Raw genomic sequence first — 17,417 nt, forward strand, 5'->3', positions numbered from 1 at the left:
GCCCGGCGCGACCGGTTCTACGGGCAGGCCTTGCCTTCCATCTGCAGCTGCGCGGCGAACATCGTCACCTGCGGGATCTTGCCGCTGCTGGCCTGCTTCTTGGCGTCTTCCAGATAGATGCGCGACTGGCCCTGGCCGTCGCGTTCGGTGGCCGGCGCCACCGGCAGCCGCCACACCCGCACCACCGCCTGCTGGGCGGGACACGCCGCCGACGGCACGCGGATCACGTCGTTGAGCTTCCATCCCTTGGCCTCGCTGGGCTGCGCCTTGGCGTAATCCACGAAGCGCGCGCGGGGCTGGCACTGCTCGCTGCTGCGTACCGGTGCGAAGCGGTAGGGCTGCGCCGCATCGCCGGTGAAGGCGCCTTCCAGGCGGGCGCAGGCTTCGGGAATCTGGCGCAGCGTATGCACCGCCCCGACCGCCTGCGCCGAACCCACCGCACGCTGCAGCTCGGGCGTTTCCACCGCCAGCGCGGGCAGGGCAGGAACCAGCAGGGCCATCATCAGCAGGGGCAGGCGCATCGGTGTTCTCCACGACAGTAATGGCCGCACGGTCGCAGAGCCTGGCTTAACCGCGTGCAAAGGCTGGCGCCTGCTGGCCCCGGACCGCATACTGCGGCCACCAGGGAATGCTGAACACCGCCATACGTCGGACGACCATCATGGTCTGTTACGGGTTGGTTCCAAGGCTGCAGCCCGTCGTCCCCCTCGTGGTGAAGTTCACCACCGCTGGATGTTCTTTCATCCACACCGGGAGAGGTCATGCTGGAACGTCACGGGCTGTCACTGGCGCTGCTGTGCGCCGTCATCGCAATCCTGTTCGGAATCGTCTCGGCGCGCTGGATCCTGCGCCAACCCAGTGGCAACGCACGCATGGCGGAGATCGCCGGCGCGATCCAGGAAGGCGCCCGTGCGTACCTCAACCGCCAGTACCTGACCATCGGCATCGCCGGCGCCGTGCTGTTCGTGCTGGTCGGCATCTTCCTGAGCTGGTACACCGCCATTGGGTTTGCGATCGGCGCGGTGTTGTCCGGTGCCGCCGGCTACATCGGCATGAACGTCTCGGTGCGCGCCAACGTACGCACCGCCGAAGCGGCGCGGCACGGCATCAGCGCGGCGATGGACGTGGCGTTCCGCGGCGGTGCCATCACCGGCATGCTGGTGGTCGGGCTGGGACTGCTGGGCGTTGCCGGCTACTACGCCATCCTGCTGCGGCTGGGGCTGGACGTGGCGCAGGCCCTGCACGCACTGGTGGGACTGGCGTTCGGCTCGTCGCTCATTTCGATCTTCGCGCGCCTCGGCGGCGGCATCTTCACCAAGGGCGCGGACGTCGGTGCCGATCTGGTCGGCAAGGTGGAAGCCGGGATTCCCGAGGACGATCCGCGCAATCCCGCGGTCATCGCCGACAACGTTGGCGACAACGTCGGTGACTGCGCCGGCATGGCCGCCGACCTGTTCGAAACCTACGCGGTGACGGTGATCGCCACCATGCTGCTGGGCAGCCTGATGATCGCCGAAGCCGGCCGCAACGCGGTGCTGTATCCGCTGGTACTGGGCGGGGTGTCGATCATCGCATCGATCATCGGTGCGCTGTTCGTCAAGGTGAAGCCCGGTGGATCGATCATGGGCGCGCTGTACAAGGGGGTGATCGTGTCCGGGGTGCTGGCCGCGATCGCGTTCTATCCGGTCACCACCGCGCTGATGGATGACAATGTGTTCGGCCCGTACGCGCTGTACGGCTGCGCCTTGATCGGCCTGGTGCTGACCGGCCTGATCGTGTGGATCACCGAGTACTACACCGGCACCCAGTACAAGCCGGTGCAGCACGTGGCGCAGGCGTCCACCACCGGCCACGGCACCAACATCATCGCCGGGCTGGGGATCTCGATGAAATCCACCGCGCTGCCGGTGATCGCGGTGTGCGCCGCCATCTGGGGCGCACATGCACTGGCCGGGTTGTACGGCATCGCCATCGCGGCCACCGCGATGCTGTCGATGGCCGGCATGATCGTCGCGCTGGATGCCTACGGCCCGATCACCGACAACGCCGGGGGCATCGCCGAAATGGCCGACCTGCCGCCGGAAATCCGCGCCATCACCGATCCGCTGGATGCCGTCGGCAACACCACCAAGGCGGTCACCAAGGGCTATGCGATCGGCTCGGCGGCGCTGGCCGCACTGGTGCTGTTCGCCGATTACACGCACAACCTGCAGGCGGCCAATCCGGGCATCGAATTCCGCTTCGACCTGTCCGACCACGAAGTGATCATCGGCCTGCTGATCGGCGGGTTGATCCCCTATCTGTTCGGTGCGATGGCAATGGAAGCGGTGGGCCGTGCGGCCAGCGCGGTGGTGGAAGAGGTCCGCCGCCAGTTCCGCGAAATCCCCGGCATCATGCAGGGCACCGGCAAACCGCAGTACGACCGTGCCGTGGACATGCTGACCCGTTCGGCGATCCGCGAAATGATCGTTCCGTCACTGCTGCCGGTCGCCGTGCCGGTGGTGGTCGGCCTGCTGCTGGGGCCGCGCGCACTCGGCGGGCTGCTGATCGGCACCATCGTCACCGGTCTGTTCGTGGCGATCTCCATGACCACCGGCGGCGGTGCCTGGGACAACGCGAAGAAGTACATCGAAGATGGAAACTTCGGCGGCAAGGGCAGCGAGGCGCACAAGGCAGCGGTCACCGGCGATACCGTCGGCGATCCGTACAAGGACACCGCCGGGCCAGCGATCAACCCGCTGATCAAGATCATCAACATCGTGGCCTTGCTGCTGGTGCCGCTGCTCTGAAAACAGCGACGCTGACAGCGGCGGGCGCGCTGTGATGGGCACATCCATCACATCGCGCCCGCGCAGGATCGCGGCATAATGCCGATGACTTTTCCAGCAGATGCCGCCAGACGATGATCACCACCGAACCGAACATGACCAACCTGTTCCTGCAGCTCGGCCTGGAAGCAGGTGAGAACGACATCCGCGACTTCATCCTGCAGCACCAGCTGCCCGCGGAGATCAAGGTCACCGCGGCCGCATTCTGGAGCGAAGGACAGCGTCATTTCCTCGCCGAATCGCTGAAGTCGGACAATGACTGGGCAATCGTGGTCGATGAACTCAATGAAGCGCTGCACAGCGACGCCAGCGCGCAGGCCACCCAGGCCTGAGCCGGTTCCAGCGGATCACAGACAGTCGGTCAGTGCCTGGTAGGTGCTGACGCCGGTGCCAGGCAGCGGCGTATCCAGCGCGTCCGGCCCGCTCAGTCGTTCAAGCAATGTCGCCAGCGACGTGCCGGCCACCACCGGCAGCGGGCAGGCCCAGGTCCGCGCGTTCACCTCCGGAAGTGCGGCGGTCGGACTGACGTAGGCATAGCTGCCGGCAAAGCTCCACAGGCATCCGGCAACCACGCCGCTGCGGCTGCCAACGGCGCAGCGCAGCTGCAGTGCGCGCAGGTTGCCGTAGTCGCCTTCGCAGAAGGTATCGCCACAGATATTGTCGAAGCCACGGACCAGCGCGCGCTCCATCACCGCAAACGCGGCGTCGCCCTGGCCCGCGGCCGGGTAATCACGCGCATCCACGTGGGTTCCCGGCGCGAGCCCAAGCAGCAGCAGGCCGGCCACGATCATGACGGTGTCCCCGGTGCTTCCAGGCACGTCCGCAGCGCGTGCAGCAGGCTGCCGGAGGCGCCGGGCAGTCGCACGGCCAGCGGATCATCGACCTCCAGTGCCACGTGGAAGGCCTCCACTGCGACGCCAGGGTCCAGCGGCAGCGGGCAACGCCAGACCCGTACGTGCGGGTCGATGCTGCCCGTCGCGCGCACGCGCAGATCGCTGCCGGCGATGACCCAGATGCAGGCCGCGACCGTGGCGTCGGCCACCCGCACCGAACAGCGCAGCTGCATCGGCCACAGCAAGCGCCGTGGCAGGCACGCCTGCGCGGCACAGGCGCTCAGGAACGCGCCCGCCAGCCGGTCTTCGAGGGCGTAGAAGCGATCCCAGTTGGCCTCCGGGGCGGGATGGTCGATGAGATCGACGAAGGTCAGCGGCCCCGCCGGGCCTGGCGGCGGCAGCGCGTCGGCCGCCATGGCGGTAGCCGCGGCGAGCAGCAGGCCGGCGACACCGGGGCTCAAAACGTGTCCACTGCCGCTTCGCAAGTTGTTGATGGGAAACATGAATCAGACCCTCAGCAGGTGCAGCCAGCATCGTCCTGCGCGGCCACAGGGGCCATCAGGAAACCGCCGAGCGGCTGTCGCGTCCAGACCCCAGCACGCGGTCGGGCAAACGCATAAAATGCTTCTCTTTATCGCCCCCGCAACCGGAGTACACACATGGGTCTGGAACTCGTCTCCCCCGGCAAGAACCCGCCGGAAGAAATCAACGTCATCATCGAGATCCCGAAGGATTCCGAGCCGGTCAAGTACGAAGTGGACAAGGACACCGGCGCGATCTTCGTCGACCGCATCCTCTCCACCCCGATGCGCTACCCCTGCAACTACGGCTACGTGCCGAGCACCCTGTGTGGCGATGGCGACCCGGCCGATGTGCTGGTGGTGCTGCCGCTGCCGTTGATCCCCGGTTCGGTGGTGCGGTGCCGTCCGGTCGGCGTGCTGAAGATGAGCGATGAAGCCGGCAGCGACGAGAAGATCCTGGCCGTGCCGATCTCCAAGGTGTTCAGCGGCTACGCCCACGTGGAAGACATCGCCCAGGTGTCCAGCCACTGGCTGGAGCGCATCGGCCACTTCTTCGAGCATTACAAGGACCTGGAAAAGGGCAAGTGGGTCAAGCTGGACGGCTGGGCCGGCGCTGCCGAAGCCAAGGCGATCCTGGTCGAAGCCCACCAGCGTTACCTCGACGGCAAGGCCTGAGCCTTCCGGCCATCGCCCTGGCCCCCCGCCAGGGCGATGCGGTTCACGGTTCGGCCTTGTGGCACATCTCTCGTCACGCCGAATCGGTTAAATTGCGACACTTCACATCGACCATGGCCGTGCCATGGTCCGCCAGGGGAACGTGTCGTGCGCATTCTGTTTGTTGGGGACGAGGCCAGCCTGCCGGCTGAGCTGAGCGAATTCATTGCCGATCTTGGGGAAGAGTGGCACACCACCACCGTTGTCGACGGCCACGCCGCGATGGCGGCCGTGGCAGGTTCATCGCTGGATGCGGTGATCGTCAGCCCCTACCTGCCCGACATGGATGCCACCACGCTGCTCGGTCAGATCCGTACGCTGCGCCCGGAAACCATCCGCGTCGCACTCATCGACGCCCAGCAGGGCAACCGCCCGCCGCCGGCGCGGCTGATCGGCATCGCCCACCGCTTCCTGCCGCTGCCGCTGGCACCGGAAGTGCTGCTGGAGGCGCTGAGCAGCCTGGAAGAACTGCGCGAACTGCTGGACAGCCCGCGACTGCGCGATGCCATCGGCCGCATCGAGAAGCTGCCCTCGCCGCCGCACCTCTACATGAGCCTGACCCGCGCGCTGGAGCACGATGACGACGCCGACAGCAACGAAGTGGCCAAGCTGGTCGCTGCCGACCCGGCCATCGCGGCCAAGGTGCTGCAGCTGTCCAACTCGGCGTTCTTCAGCAGCGGCCGCACCATTTCCGACCTGCGCACGGCGGTGACCCGGCTGGGCCTGTCGACCCTGCGCGACCTGGTGCTGGCCAGCGAAGTGTTTTCGGCCTCCACCCTGTCCGCCGCCGAGCGCAATGCGTTGCAGCAGCGTGCCCTGCTCGCCTCGCGGCTGGCCGCACGCCTGCTGCCGGCGTCCAGTGCCGAGCTCGGCGCTACCGCCGCGCTGCTGGCCGACATCGGCCTGCTGTTGCCGGGCGTGCGCAACGAACGCACCGACCCTGCCGTGCCAGGCGCCGAAGACGGTCGGCCGGGCCATGCCGAGGCGGGTGCGTACCTGCTGGGGCTGTGGGGCCTGCCGATGCCGATCGTGGAAGCGGTCGGCTTCCACCTGCAGCCGCAACGTTCGAACACCCGCAGTTTCTGGGTCACCGGCGCGGTGCATGTGGCGCTGGCGCTGGTCAACGGCGAAGCGGTGGACGAGGACTACCTGCAGCGCGCCAACGTGCTGCACAAGCTGCCGGAATGGCGTGAGCACGCCAACGCGTTGATGGGATTGTCGCCGGCGGAGGCCTGAGCGCCACCCGGGTAACGCCGATCCATGGTCGGCGGAGGGTGGCCGGGGACTGACAGGGTCCGCCGAGCGTGGCTCGGCGCTACCAGCCTCCGGGCTACCGGCAAAGAAAAGGGGCGGACCTTGCGGTCCGCCCCTTTTCATTTACGCAACAGTGCTTCGATGGATCAGAAGCGCTGGGTGTACTTCATGTACAGGAAGCGACCGATGTCGAAGCCGCCGTAGTAAGCGAAGCTGCTGTTCGGTGCGGTGTACTGCAGCGCGCCGCGGTGGTCGAACACGTTGTTCGCGCCAACAGCGATGGTGGCATCCCACGGAGCGGTGTAGCTCACCTGCAGATCGTGGAAGGTGTTCGAACCGGTCTTGCGGATCGGAGCCGATTCACCATTCTGGTAACGGTCCGGATCGGTGCAGCCGATCGCGATGCAGCTTTCCGCGATGCCCGAGTAGTAACGAGCGGTGTAGTTCACGCCGAAGTCACCCTTGGTCCAACCGATGGTGGCGTTGGAACGGATGCGGAACAGGCCGGCTTCGCCGACGCGACCGATGGTGATGGTGTCACCGGCGCTGTTCTGGCCTTCTTCATCGTAGGAGGACAGGTAGCTGGTCTGCCAGTCGATGTTGAAGTTGCCGATCGCCATTTCCGGCAGACGGTACTTGACGCCCAGGTCGTAACCCTGCGTTTCCATCTTGCCCAGGTTGGCGGTGCCGTAGGTCAGCGCGGTGATGTTGCCGGCCGGACCACGAACCACGCTGGCGCAGCGCGAGGAATCACCCAGCACGTAGCAGTCACGCAGGATGCGGTCGACGCTGTCAGCGATGATCATGTCGCTGATTTCGTACTTGTACCAATCCAGCGAGATGTCCAGGCCCTGCACCCAACGCGGGCTCCAGACCAGGCCAGCGGTGGTGCTCTTGGACATTTCCGGGGTCAGGTTCGCATTCGCGCCGGAGATGAACTGGTCATTCGTGGCGCACGGCAGGGTGGCGCACGGAACGCCGCCCTGGCCGAGCTGCACGTAGTTGGCCGGCACGCCAGCGGCGAGGCAGGCGGCATTGCCGGCAACGCTGCCCGGGGCGCCCACGCCGCACGGATCGGTGTAGCTTTCGAAGCTCGAGCTCAGGCCACCGTACAGGTCGTTGATGGTCGGAGCACGGAAGCCTTCCGCATACGTACCACGGACCAGCAGTTCATCCAGCGGACGCCAGGTGATGCCGAACTTGCTGTTGGTGGTGTCGCCGAAGTTGCTGTAGTCCGAATAACGGCTGGCAACGTTGACGCTCAGTTCCTTGGCGAACGGCAGGTCCGACAGGATCGGAATGTTCAGTTCGAGGTAGAACTCGTTCAGGTCGTACTCGCCGCTGGTCGTCTGCTGACCCAGGCCGGTGGACATGCCCGACTGTGCGAAGGCGTCCGGCACGTAGGTGCCCTTCTCTTCGCGGTGCTCGACGCCCACGGCGAAGCCGAGGTCGCCAGCCGGCAGCGTCACGATCGAACCAGCGAGGTTCGCGGTGAAGCTGGTGGTCTTGTTCTCGCCACGGGTGGTGTAGGTCGGGAACAGGAAGCTCTGCAGCGCCGGGTCGGCCAGCGAGCCCGAGCCTGCGACGCCGTACGGCAGCAGCGGGTTCCACGGCACGCAGCCGTTGGTGATCGGGCTGGCGGCGGTGCCGCAGGTGGCAACGCCGTTGCCGTTGATGAACGACGGGCCCAGCGCCTGCTGGGTCGAGATCAGGCTGGCATCGCCGTGGCCGGTGCTGATGGACTCATTGCGGTTCCACAGTGCGCCGACGTCCCAGTCGAAGGTCTTGCCGGCGAAATCGAAGAAGCCGCTGATGGTCGGCGCAAAGCGCGTGGTCTTCAGCTGGTTGTCGGTGGTACGCGGCACTTCCCACAGGCGACGACGGAAATCAACGTCCTGGCCGATCGGGTTGTAGACGCTGTCGGCCGACAACGGGGTGTCGAAGGCCTGCGACTGGTACGGGTAGCCAGCGATCTGCTGCAACGTATTACGCTCGTTGTACAGGAAATCGGTGTTCAGGCTGATCGAGTCGGTGAAGTCGTAGGTGCCGTTGATGTAGAGCGACTTACGCTCGACACCGGTCAGCACGGACATCTGCTCGTTGGAGTTGGCGTACTCGGCCTGGGTCAGCGGGTGGTAATCCGCAGCGTTCAGCGGGTTGCCACCGGCGTTCAGGGTCTGCCACACAGCGCTGGCGCTGCCGCAGTTGTAGATGGTCGGGTTGCACCAGCTGCCGTTCTGGCTCAGGGCGCTCCACGAAGCCGGGGTCGAGTTCGGGCCGCGGTTGCCGTCACGGCTGAACCAACGATCCTTCGCCATGACCGGATCGGCCTTGTTGTACTCAGCCGACAGGGTCAGGCTGCCGCGCTCGCCGGTCGCACCCAGGGTCATCGAGTACTGCTCGGTGTCGCCGTCGCCTTCGCCGTACTGGCCGAAGTACGCAGTGGCTTCACCACCTTCAACGTTCTTGCGGGTGATCACGTTGACCACGGCCGCAATCGCGTCGGAACCGTAGATGGCGGACGCGCCATCCTTCAGGATCTCGATGCGCTCGACCGCGCCCATCGGGATCTGGCTCAGATCCTGCAGGCCCGAGGTGGTAGCGCCGAGACGCTTGCCGTTCATCAGCACCAGGGTGCGCGAAGCGCCGAGGTTGCGGATGTCGATGTAGTAGCCACCCACGTTCTCACCCGAAGCCAGCGACTCCGAACGGGAGATCGCCGGGGCACCGGCCGAGGTCAGGTTGTTCAGCACGTCGGCAACGGAGTTGAAGCCCTGCTTTTCCAGGCTCTCGCGGCTCAGCGTCAGGACCGGCTGCTGGGTTTCAACGTTGGCTGCGCGGATGCGCGAGCCGGTGACCGAGATGCGATCCAGGTCGGTGGTGCCTGCTGCGGCTTCCTGCGCCGAGGCGAAGCTCGGGCTCAGCGCCAGCGCAATGCCGGCCGGCAGCATGCCCAGCCGCACGGCGGGGGTACGGAAATTCATGTCTCTCTCCAAGGTACGTTAGTGGCGTGTTAAAACGCCATCAAACGTTACGATTGTGTTGCGATCCTTGGTTTGCGTGATGCAGCGAGAGACTTTGCCGAATGTGGCGACAGCTTGGCGGCACTTTCACGATAATGCGACGCGGACGTACCAAAACGGGCGCGGAAGGCCCGTGCGAAGCTGCAGCAGTTGTCGAATCCGCTGGCCGATGCGACTTCGCCGATCATCATGTCGGTATCGCGCAGCAGGTCGGCCGCGCGTTCCAGCCGCAGCCGTGCCGACAGGGCCTGCGGGCTTTCTTCGTACAGGCTCTGGAACGTCTTGGACAGATACCAGCTGGAGAAATTGGTCAGTTCGGCCAGCTCACCGATGCGCACCACGCGGTGGCTGTTGCCTTCCAGGTACAGGCGGGCACGCTGCATGCGACCGAACACCTGGCGCTTGCGGCTGCGCGAGCGGCCCGGGCAACGCTGCACGGTACCGGCCATCGTGCGCTGCAACGATGCGAGGTGCAGCAGCATCGGGCGCAGCGCCTGGGCCGGCAGGCCACTGTCCAGCGCATCGCGCCACAGCCGCAGAGCAACGCGCAGCTCGGCCTGCTTCATCAGGCCGCGGCCGGCATACAGGCCGCAATCGGCAAGCTCCATCAGCATGCGCATGGCATCGGCGTTCAGCGCCAGGCCGATGCACAGGCCACTGCGGCCGGCCTGCACCAGCGGACGCGATTCCTTCTCGAAGGCGATCCACTCGCCACGGCGCATCCGGAACCGCCCCTCCTTGGCCTCTACCCACGCACTGCCGCGGACCTGGATCCACACGGTGAAACAGCTGCCGGCGGTCTGCAGGCTGCCCAGGCGGGCCACGCTCAGGCAGATCGGCGTCGCGTCATCGGGCGACTTGTCGAGGGAGATCGTTTGACCGCGATCGGCCAGGGAGAGCTGACGCATGGAGCACCACGTATTTGCCAATACAGGGTGTCTGTTTTGCCAAATGAGGCGTCAGCGGTCAGGACGTTGCGACGACTTCGTGGCGAAATCGACACGATGACGGCACGAAAAACTTACGAAACCATTTATGGCTTTATTTTCAAAGACCTGACGAAGGCAGGGAAGATCTCGGCGGGCTGCTCGATCAGCGGCATCACGCCGATGTCGGCGCCGTCGGTCACTGCCAGCGACACATACACGTCATTCCCGTCAAAGCTGCTGCTGAATCCATTGCCGGCACTGAGCCGGGTCGCATCCAGGCAGCGCGAAACCGCCTCGGCTCCGCTGCCGATGCGCAGCAGGCCGGAGCTGCACGTCGCCGATTCATCCAGATAGTCGACGCGTCCGCTGCCGGCCACCGACCACGCACGGTAGCGCCAGCGCGAGGGCTTGTCGGCGCTCAGCTGCTGCACGCTGGCAGGGCTCAGCGACGCATCCACCGACCACAGGCCGCTGGCGCCCAGGTGGGTGAACACCACGCGCTTCTGTTCGCCATCGAAGCGGGCCTGCGACACCCCGTAAAGCGTCGCCAGCCGTTGCCAGTTGCGGCGGTCATACAGGCTCAACCGCGTGCGCTGGTCATCGCCGCGCTCGATCAGCAGCAGCCGGTCGGGATCATCGGTGTACAGCGCCTGCAATGGGCGGGCGACCGGCACCGGCAGCACCCGCAGTTGTTCGTCGCGCGGCGTGATTTCATAGACATGCGGAACGCCCTGGTCGTCACGCCCCAGCACCAGCAGGTGGCGGCTGTCGGTGGACCACGCCGGGGGCTGCCGGGTATCCGGACGCAGGCCCTCGATCGGTCGCAGCGACGAGGGGTGCTGCAGATCCGCCCACCACAGCGCGTAACTGCCGGACCGGTCCGATGCAAACACCAGCTGGCGGTCATCGGGGGCCAGCATCGGCTGGCTGTCGCGGCTGCTGGAGGCAAACAGCCGCTGCGCACCGGCGGGCCCGTTCACCGGCACCTTGTACAGGCCGAACTGCGCCTTGCGATGCACGAACGCCAGCAGGTTGGCCGATCTGGCCACCGCCGGCCACTGCGCGTCGTCCAGGCCGAGGTCGCGCAGCGTACGTGACTCGCTGTCCAGTTGATACAGGCGCGCTTCGCTGTCCACCCGGCGACCGAACACGATCTGGCGGCTGTCACCCAGCCAGGCCCAGCCACGGAACTCGGCGGCATCGTCGGTCAGTTGTTCCAACGGCCCGCCTTCGGCCGGCATCCGCCACAGGTCACCGACCTGCGGGTTGCGCACGAACACCAGCCAGCGCCCGTCCGGCGAAATCCGCGGGGCGTAATCGAAATCGTCCTTGTGCGCGGCGTACGGCAACGCCTGCCAACGCCCACTGGCGAGGTCCAGCACGCGGATCCCGCGGTGCGCGAAGACGCCCACCATGCTGCCGAACACCAGCCCGCGCCCGTCCGGCGTCCAGTCGAAACTGAGCAGCTCGGTGCCATCGCAGCGTGTCGCCTGGCGCAGGTTGCCGCCGGTTGCACTGGCGATCAGCACTTCGCAGCGGCCATCGCCAAAGAAGCGCGCAAACGCGATCTCGCGGCCATCCGGTGACCAGTTCGGGAAGCGGTCCACCGCCCCATCCGGCCGCTCCACCAAGGTGCGCGCCGGCGCATTGCCGGAGGTCTGCACCTTGATCTGGCCGCCGCCCTCTTCCTCGCTGGCTTCGTAGGCGACCTGCGATCCATCCGGAGACAGCGTGGGATAGGTCTGGAAGCCTGCGCTGGCGGTGATCAACCGATACGGACGCTGTGGGCTGCCGATCACCCGCGTGCCGTTCTCCACCGCCGCATCCACCGCCGAGGGAGCCGTACTGCGATGCATCAGCATCCAGCCCATCACCCCCAGAGCCAGCAGCATTGCCAGTCCGATCCCCAGCAGCACCCAACGGCGGATGCGCCGCCAGCCCCGTCGCGGGCGCACCGGCGCCAGCAGCAGCGCATCGGCGGGGATCGTCGCAGCGTCGATCGCGCCCGGCGTGGCCACCGAGGTCGCCGGCTGATCGCGCAAGGGCGGCAGGATGCCGGACGCGGCCGACAGCGGCTCCGCTGCACCAGGGTCCACCGGACTCACCGCACTCACCGCCACCAGCAGGCGGTAGCCGGTCTTGGCGATGGTTTCGATGTAGGGCGTGCCCGCTTCGTCGTCGCCAGCGAACGCCTTGCGCAGCTGGGTCACGGCCTGGGTCAGCACATCGTTGGTGGGCAGCGTGTCCGGCCAGACCTCGGCGAACAGCTCATCGCGGGTGACCACCCGTCCATTGCTGCGCACAAGCACGCGCAGCACGCCCACCGCCTTCGGGGTGAGCCTGCGAAGTCGCCGCGCGCCGGGCACCTGCACTTCGCGTGACGACAAGGTCACGGTGCATTCGCCGATGCGCAGGACATCTGCATCATGGAAAGGGCTGTCGCTGATGGTCATCTATCTCGAACGCGGGCGGCAGGCGGGATGCCAGCCAGGCGAGCGTGAGTGACCAGGAAGGACAATCGCGAACAGCCAGACTCTGCAAACAGCATGAACCCATAAAGCAAATGAATCGAAGCGCGCGAATACTAGCCTATGCGAGTTAACCGCACATGCTGCGGCGGACATCAGGCACTCTCTCGCCCACGTATTCAGATAATCAGTTTCACTATTCGCGCCCTCCGGGGCGCGATTTTTTTATCTGCCATTCATTTTCGTTGATGCTCGAGCATGGTCAGACCGACCAGCCGGGAGACCACCAGTGCGACGTACATGACCCCGCAGAACTGCGCCAGCATTACCAATGCGCGGGCCTGGGGGTGCACCGGCACCACGTCGCTGAGGCCGACGCCGGACAATAAGCTGAAGCTGAGATAAAGCAGCTCCATCCATGTGCGGAATTCGGTGTCGCTGGTGGCCAGGAAACTGCCCGGATACCACTGCTGGCAGACCGAAAACGCAAACGCGAACGCCCAGGCCAGCAAGGTAAACGTCGCACCGGCGGCGAAAAGTTCGTCGCGGGTGACTTTATGGTCCTGCAGCATGTAGGCGATCAGCGCGCCGGCGGTATAGAAGTACAGCAGGCTTTCCAGCAGCTGCGCGGTGGTACCGAGCGCGGTCTTGCCCAGCAGCACCGCCGCGATGGAGAACACCACCGATGGAATGGCCAGCAGCAGGGCCAGCCAGGTGCCCAGCGGGCTGCGCTGCACCACCCACAGGGCGAGCCCAAGCACCGCGATGCCGAATGTACCCACCGCCGCTCGCCCCGCGGCGGTGTCATCCATCGCCGGGTACACCAGCACGCCCAGCAGCTGCACGCCGAGCAACCAGGCGGACGGGTGGCGACGGGCGATGGCGAGCCAGCGGAGGGTGGGCGGGATGGACATGGCGCGGCCTTGGGGAACGTTGGGCGGAGGATACCGGGAGGCCCTGTGACGACCAACGGTCGTCACCCACCGGGAGCTGCGGTCGTTGCCTACCGGGACCAACGGTCGTCACCCACTGGAAGCTGCGGTCGTCATGTGGCGGGGCCTTCGGCGGTCTGCCCGCGTACTTCCTGGCTGATCTTCATCGAGCAGAACTGCGGGCCGCACATCGAGCAGAAGTGCGCGCTCTTGTGCGCGTCCCTGGGCAGGGTCTGGTCATGCAGCTCCCTGGCCTTCTCAGGGTCCAGCCCGAGGTGGAACTGGTCTTCCCAGCGGAACTCGAAGCGGGCCTTGCTGAGCGCGTTGTCACGCACCTGCGCGCCGGGGTGGCCCTTGGCCAGGTCCGAGGCGTGGGCGGCGATGCGATAGGCCATGATGCCGTCGCGCACGTCCTGGCGGTTGGGCAGGCCCAGGTGCTCCTTGGGGGTGACGTAGCAGAGCATCGCCGTGCCGTACCAGCCGATCATCGCCGCACCGATGGCACTGGTGATGTGGTCGTAGCCGGGCGCGATGTCGGTGGTCAGTGGCCCCAGGGTATAGAACGGCGCCTCGCCGCATTCGCGCAGCTGCCTGTCCATGTTCTCCTTGATCAGGTGCATCGGCACATGGCCCGGGCCCTCCACCATCACCTGCACGTCGTGCTGCCAGGCAACCTTGGTCAACTCGCCAAGGGTTTCCAGTTCGGCGAACTGGGCGGCGTCGTTGGCATCGGCGATGCAGCCCGGGCGCAGCCCGTCGCCCAGCGAGAACGTTACGTCGTAGGCTTTCATGATCTCGCAGATGTCATCGAAATGGGTATGCAGGAAGTTCTCCCTGCGATGCGCCATGCACCATTTGGCCAGGATGCTGCCGCCGCGCGAGACGATGCCGGTGACCCGGCCTGCGGTCAGCGGGACGTGGGCCGCGCGCACGCCGGCGTGCACGGTGAAGTAGTCCACGCCCTGCTCAGCCTGTTCGATCAAGGTATCGCGGAACACCTCCCAACTGAGGTCTTCGGCGCGACCACCGACCTTCTCCAGTGCCTGGTAGATCGGCACGGTGCCGATCGGCACCGGTGAATTGCGGATGATCCATTCACGCGTTTCGTGGATATGTTTTCCGGTGGACAGGTCCATCACCGTATCCGCGCCCCAGCGGATCGCCCAGACCAGTTTCTCCACTTCTTCGGCGATCCCCGAGGACACCGCGCTGTTGCCGATGTTGGCGTTGATCTTGGTCAGGAAGTTGCGGCCGATGATCATCGGCTCGCTTTCCGGATGGTTGATGTTGTTGGGCAGCACCGCGCGCCCACGCGCGATCTCGCTGCGCACGAACTCCGGCGTGATCACCCGCGGGATGGCGGCACCGAAGGGGGCTCCCGGATGCTGCTGCAGCAGTCCGGCATCCTGCACCGCCTGCAGGCGCTGGTTCTCGCGGATCGCAACGAACTCCATCTCCGGAGTGATCAGGCCGGCACGCGCGTAGTGCATCTGGGTCACGTTGGCGCCTGCGCGTGCGCGCAGCGGCTGATGGCGCGTCGGGAAGCGCACCGCGTCCAGCCTCGCATCGCGTTCGCGCGAACGCCCGAACACCGAGCCCAGGCCCTGCTGCGGTCCGCTGTCGGCACGTTCTTCGATCCAACCCCGGCGCAGCGCAGGCAGGCCCGCGGCCAGGTCGATACGTACTTCGGGATCGGTGTAGGGACCGGAGGTGTCATACACCGCCAGCGGTGCGTTCTCACCGCCGCCGAAGGTGTCCGGCGTCGGGCTGAGCACGATCTCGCGCATCGGCACCCGCAGGTCCGGGCGTGAGCCGGCCACGTGGATCCTGCGCGAGCCCGGGATCGGCCGGGTAACGGATTCGGAAAGCTGCTGCGCCTGCTGCTGCAGGTCCTCGTACGGTGCATTCATCGGGCTTCGTCCAATCAGGTTCGGGGACGAAGCGGCGGTGCACCGACGCACGCGCGCCGAACCCCGCCTGGGGCCCGCGCACGGACGGCATTGCAAAGCTTCCCTACGCCGGTATGAGCCGGATCAGGTTCCAAGGGACTATCTCAACCACGGTCATCGACCGCGGTACCCCCGCTTCGGGGCGCATTACAGCACAACCCGGCTGTCGCTGCCGACACCCTGACAGGGTCGTGACGACGCAGCGGTTACCATCACGCCGCGCGTTGTCGCGCTTGCGTATGCAGGCAGATGGCCCGCCGCCGCCCTCCCTGTTGCTGGCATTACGCCGGCGATGCACTGCAAGCTTCTGCTCGCTCCCTCATTCACTGATCGGAGAAGCCCCTTCATGGTGTTTCGAATTTCCATCGCACTGGTCGCTGTCCTGGTGCTGCTCGCCGGGCTCGCGCCCGATGCCTTCAATTCCGTCGTGCAGACGGTGCTGGCCGAAGTGGTACGCGGCGCCGGCTGGCTGTACCTGCTGGTCGTGTTCCTCGCCCTGTCCTTCCTGCTGTACCTGGCGTTTGGCCGCTTCGCCAATCTGCGCATCGGCGGCGAAGATGCCGAGCCGGACTTCTCACGCGCCAGCTGGATGTCGATGCTGTTTGCCGCCGGCATGGGCATCGGCCTGGTGTTCTGGGGCGCCGCCGAGCCCGTCTCGCACTTCGTCAAGCCGCCGGAAGGCCTGGAGCCGATGGGCATGGAAGCGGCGCGTGCATCGATGCGCTACGCCTTCTTCCACTGGGGCCTGCACCCGTGGGCCATCTACGCATTGATCGGCCTGGCGATGGCCTGGTTCCAGTTCAACCGCAATGGCCGCGGGCTGGTCAGCGACATGCTGCAGCCGATCATCGGCCACCACCATCGCGGCTGGATCGGCCAGGTGGTCAACATCGCCGCGGTGGTGGCCACCGCGATCGGCGTGGCCACCACGCTGGGCTTCGGTACCATCCAGATCGCCGCCGGACTGGAACGGGTGTTCGGCATTCCGTCCAACGTGCCGACCCAGATGGTGATCATCGCCGTTGCCTTCGTGCTGTACATGGCATCGACCATGAGCGGCGTGGACCGCGGCATCAAATGGCTGTCCAACTTCAACCTCGGCCTGGCGGCGTTGTTGCTGGCCATGGTGCTGGTGCTGGGCCCCACTGGTTTCATCTTCGATACGTTCACTACCACGCTGGGGTCCTACCTCAACCAGCTGGTGACGATGAGCCTGCGCATGTCGCCGTTCTCCGGCAGCACGTGGGTGGTCGACTGGACGATCTTCTACTGGGCATGGTGGATCGCCTGGGCGCCGTTCGTGGGCGCGTTCATCGCCCGCATTTCGCGCGGCCGCAGCGTGCGCGAGTTCGTGGTCGGGGTGGTCATCGCGCCGACCGTGCTGGGCTTCATCTGGTTCTCGGTGTTCGGCGGTACCGCGCTGTGGTCGCAGATCTTCGGCCATGTCGACCTGGTGGCCGCGCTGGGCAATGGCTACGAAACGGTGCTGTTCACCATGTTCGACAGCCTGCCGCTGCCGCTGGTCCTGGCCAGCGTGGCGCTGGTGTTGTTGATGATCTTCTTCGTGACCTCGGCCGATTCGGCGGTCCTGGTGCTGGCCAGCATGTCCACCGATGAGGCCGGTGATCCGCCGCTGAAGCGCAAGGTGGCGTGGGGCGTGGCGATTGCATTGATTGCCGCGGCACTGCTGCTGGCCGGCGGGTTGGCGGCGCTGCAGGGAATGATCACCATCGCCGCGCTGCCGTTTGCGCTGTTGATGATCCTGGTGATGGTGTCGCTGTACCGGGTGCTGGACCAGGAATGGACGCGCGAACGGCGCAAGGCGCAGCGCGCGCGGCAGATGATCGAGTCGTGGATCGAACGCGAAATGGCGGCACAGGAAGAGACGCGGCAGGAAGCCGGGCGCGCGGCCGAGCGCGACTGACGTGGAGTGTTGGGTGGGTTGCCGGGCTTGCAGCCCGGCGCC

13 protein-coding genes and 1 riboswitch are annotated in these 17,417 nt (G+C 66.2%); of the genes, 5 read left to right on the forward strand and 8 right to left on the reverse strand.

What is annotated here, in order from left to right:
- Positions 1–17: 17 nt before the first annotated feature.
- Positions 18–521 carry a hypothetical protein gene (locus ABB28_RS13825; RefSeq protein WP_057509174.1) on the reverse strand — a complete coding sequence of 168 codons (504 nt, stop codon included), beginning with the start codon at positions 519–521 and terminating at the stop codon, positions 18–20.
- 240 nt (positions 522–761) lie between these two features.
- On the opposite strand from ABB28_RS13825, the gene ABB28_RS13830 reads away from it, so the two are divergent.
- Positions 762–2,789: a sodium-translocating pyrophosphatase gene (locus tag ABB28_RS13830; protein WP_057509175.1), complete on the forward strand. Its 2,028-nt coding sequence runs from the start codon at positions 762–764 to the stop codon at positions 2,787–2,789.
- A 113-nt stretch (positions 2,790–2,902) separates the two neighbouring features.
- Positions 2,903–3,160: a DUF2789 family protein gene (locus ABB28_RS13835; protein WP_057509176.1), complete on the forward strand. Its 258-nt coding sequence runs from the start codon at positions 2,903–2,905 to the stop codon at positions 3,158–3,160.
- A gap of 15 nt (positions 3,161–3,175) precedes the next feature.
- Here ABB28_RS13835 and ABB28_RS13840 read toward each other — a convergent pair whose 3' ends face one another.
- Complete coding sequence (locus tag ABB28_RS13840; protein ID WP_057509177.1) at positions 3,176–3,619, reverse strand: hypothetical protein; 444 nt, start codon at positions 3,617–3,619, stop codon at positions 3,176–3,178.
- Positions 3,616–4,164: a hypothetical protein gene (locus ABB28_RS13845; RefSeq protein ID WP_148049397.1), complete on the reverse strand. Its 549-nt coding sequence runs from the start codon at positions 4,162–4,164 to the stop codon at positions 3,616–3,618. Before ABB28_RS13845 ends, ABB28_RS13840 begins: the two co-directional genes overlap by 4 nt.
- A 156-nt stretch (positions 4,165–4,320) precedes the next feature.
- Here ABB28_RS13845 and ppa point away from each other — a divergent pair, with 156 nt between their 5' ends.
- On the forward strand, positions 4,321–4,857 hold the full coding sequence (ppa, locus tag ABB28_RS13850) for an inorganic diphosphatase (protein ID WP_042614993.1): 537 nt from the start codon (positions 4,321–4,323) through the stop codon (positions 4,855–4,857).
- Between the two features lie 147 nt (positions 4,858–5,004).
- A complete protein-coding gene (locus ABB28_RS13855; RefSeq protein WP_057509179.1) occupies positions 5,005–6,132 on the forward strand; it encodes an HDOD domain-containing protein in 1,128 nt (375 codons plus the stop codon).
- Positions 6,133–6,296: 164 nt separating this feature from the next.
- Here the strand turns inward: ABB28_RS13855 and ABB28_RS13860 are convergent, their stop codons facing one another.
- The 5 genes from ABB28_RS13860 to thiC form a co-directional block, all read right to left on the reverse strand.
- Positions 6,297–9,134 (reverse strand): TonB-dependent receptor plug domain-containing protein, encoded by a 2,838-nt coding sequence (locus ABB28_RS13860; RefSeq protein ID WP_057509180.1) that lies wholly within the window; start codon positions 9,132–9,134, stop codon positions 6,297–6,299.
- 47 nt (positions 9,135–9,181) lie between these two features.
- Positions 9,182–10,081: a helix-turn-helix transcriptional regulator gene (locus tag ABB28_RS13865; protein WP_057509181.1), complete on the reverse strand. Its 900-nt coding sequence runs from the start codon at positions 10,079–10,081 to the stop codon at positions 9,182–9,184.
- A gap of 125 nt (positions 10,082–10,206) precedes the next feature.
- Positions 10,207–12,555, reverse strand: a complete 2,349-nt coding sequence (locus ABB28_RS13870; RefSeq protein WP_057509182.1) for a winged helix-turn-helix domain-containing protein — start codon at positions 12,553–12,555, stop codon at positions 10,207–10,209.
- Between the two features lie 251 nt (positions 12,556–12,806).
- Positions 12,807–13,484, reverse strand: coding sequence for an ion channel (locus ABB28_RS13875; protein WP_057509183.1), 678 nt, complete (start codon positions 13,482–13,484; stop codon positions 12,807–12,809).
- A 131-nt stretch (positions 13,485–13,615) separates the two neighbouring features.
- On the reverse strand, positions 13,616–15,412 hold the full coding sequence (gene thiC / locus ABB28_RS13880; RefSeq protein ID WP_057509184.1) for a phosphomethylpyrimidine synthase ThiC: 1,797 nt from the start codon (positions 15,410–15,412) through the stop codon (positions 13,616–13,618).
- Between the two features lie 82 nt (positions 15,413–15,494).
- A riboswitch (TPP riboswitch) is annotated at positions 15,495–15,595 on the reverse strand.
- Between the two features lie 202 nt (positions 15,596–15,797).
- Between thiC and ABB28_RS13885 the strand changes: the two genes are divergently transcribed.
- Positions 15,798–17,375, forward strand: coding sequence for a BCCT family transporter (locus tag ABB28_RS13885; protein WP_057509185.1), 1,578 nt, complete (start codon positions 15,798–15,800; stop codon positions 17,373–17,375).
- The last annotated feature ends 42 nt before the right edge of the window (positions 17,376–17,417 follow it).

It is taken from the genome of Stenotrophomonas chelatiphaga, assembly GCF_001431535.1.
Classification (GTDB): domain Bacteria; phylum Pseudomonadota; class Gammaproteobacteria; order Xanthomonadales; family Xanthomonadaceae; genus Stenotrophomonas; species Stenotrophomonas chelatiphaga.

Coding starts and splice junctions, on each gene's coding strand:
- ABB28_RS13825 (WP_057509174.1), bottom strand. CDS start 521: ATGCGCCTGCCCCTGCTGATGATGGCCCTGCTGGTTCCTGCCCTGCCC.
- ABB28_RS13830 (WP_057509175.1), top strand. CDS start 762: ATGCTGGAACGTCACGGGCTGTCACTGGCGCTGCTGTGCGCCGTCATC.
- ABB28_RS13835 (WP_057509176.1), top strand. CDS start 2,903: ATGATCACCACCGAACCGAACATGACCAACCTGTTCCTGCAGCTCGGC.
- ABB28_RS13840 (WP_057509177.1), bottom strand. CDS start 3,619: ATGATCGTGGCCGGCCTGCTGCTGCTTGGGCTCGCGCCGGGAACCCAC.
- ABB28_RS13845 (WP_148049397.1), bottom strand. CDS start 4,164: ATGTTTCCCATCAACAACTTGCGAAGCGGCAGTGGACACGTTTTGAGC.
- ppa (WP_042614993.1), top strand. CDS start 4,321: ATGGGTCTGGAACTCGTCTCCCCCGGCAAGAACCCGCCGGAAGAAATC.
- ABB28_RS13860 (WP_057509180.1), bottom strand. CDS start 9,134: ATGAATTTCCGTACCCCCGCCGTGCGGCTGGGCATGCTGCCGGCCGGC.
- ABB28_RS13865 (WP_057509181.1), bottom strand. CDS start 10,081: ATGCGTCAGCTCTCCCTGGCCGATCGCGGTCAAACGATCTCCCTCGAC.
- ABB28_RS13870 (WP_057509182.1), bottom strand. CDS start 12,555: ATGACCATCAGCGACAGCCCTTTCCATGATGCAGATGTCCTGCGCATC.
- ABB28_RS13875 (WP_057509183.1), bottom strand. CDS start 13,484: ATGTCCATCCCGCCCACCCTCCGCTGGCTCGCCATCGCCCGTCGCCAC.
- thiC (WP_057509184.1), bottom strand. CDS start 15,412: ATGAATGCACCGTACGAGGACCTGCAGCAGCAGGCGCAGCAGCTTTCC.
- ABB28_RS13885 (WP_057509185.1), top strand. CDS start 15,798: ATGGTGTTTCGAATTTCCATCGCACTGGTCGCTGTCCTGGTGCTGCTC.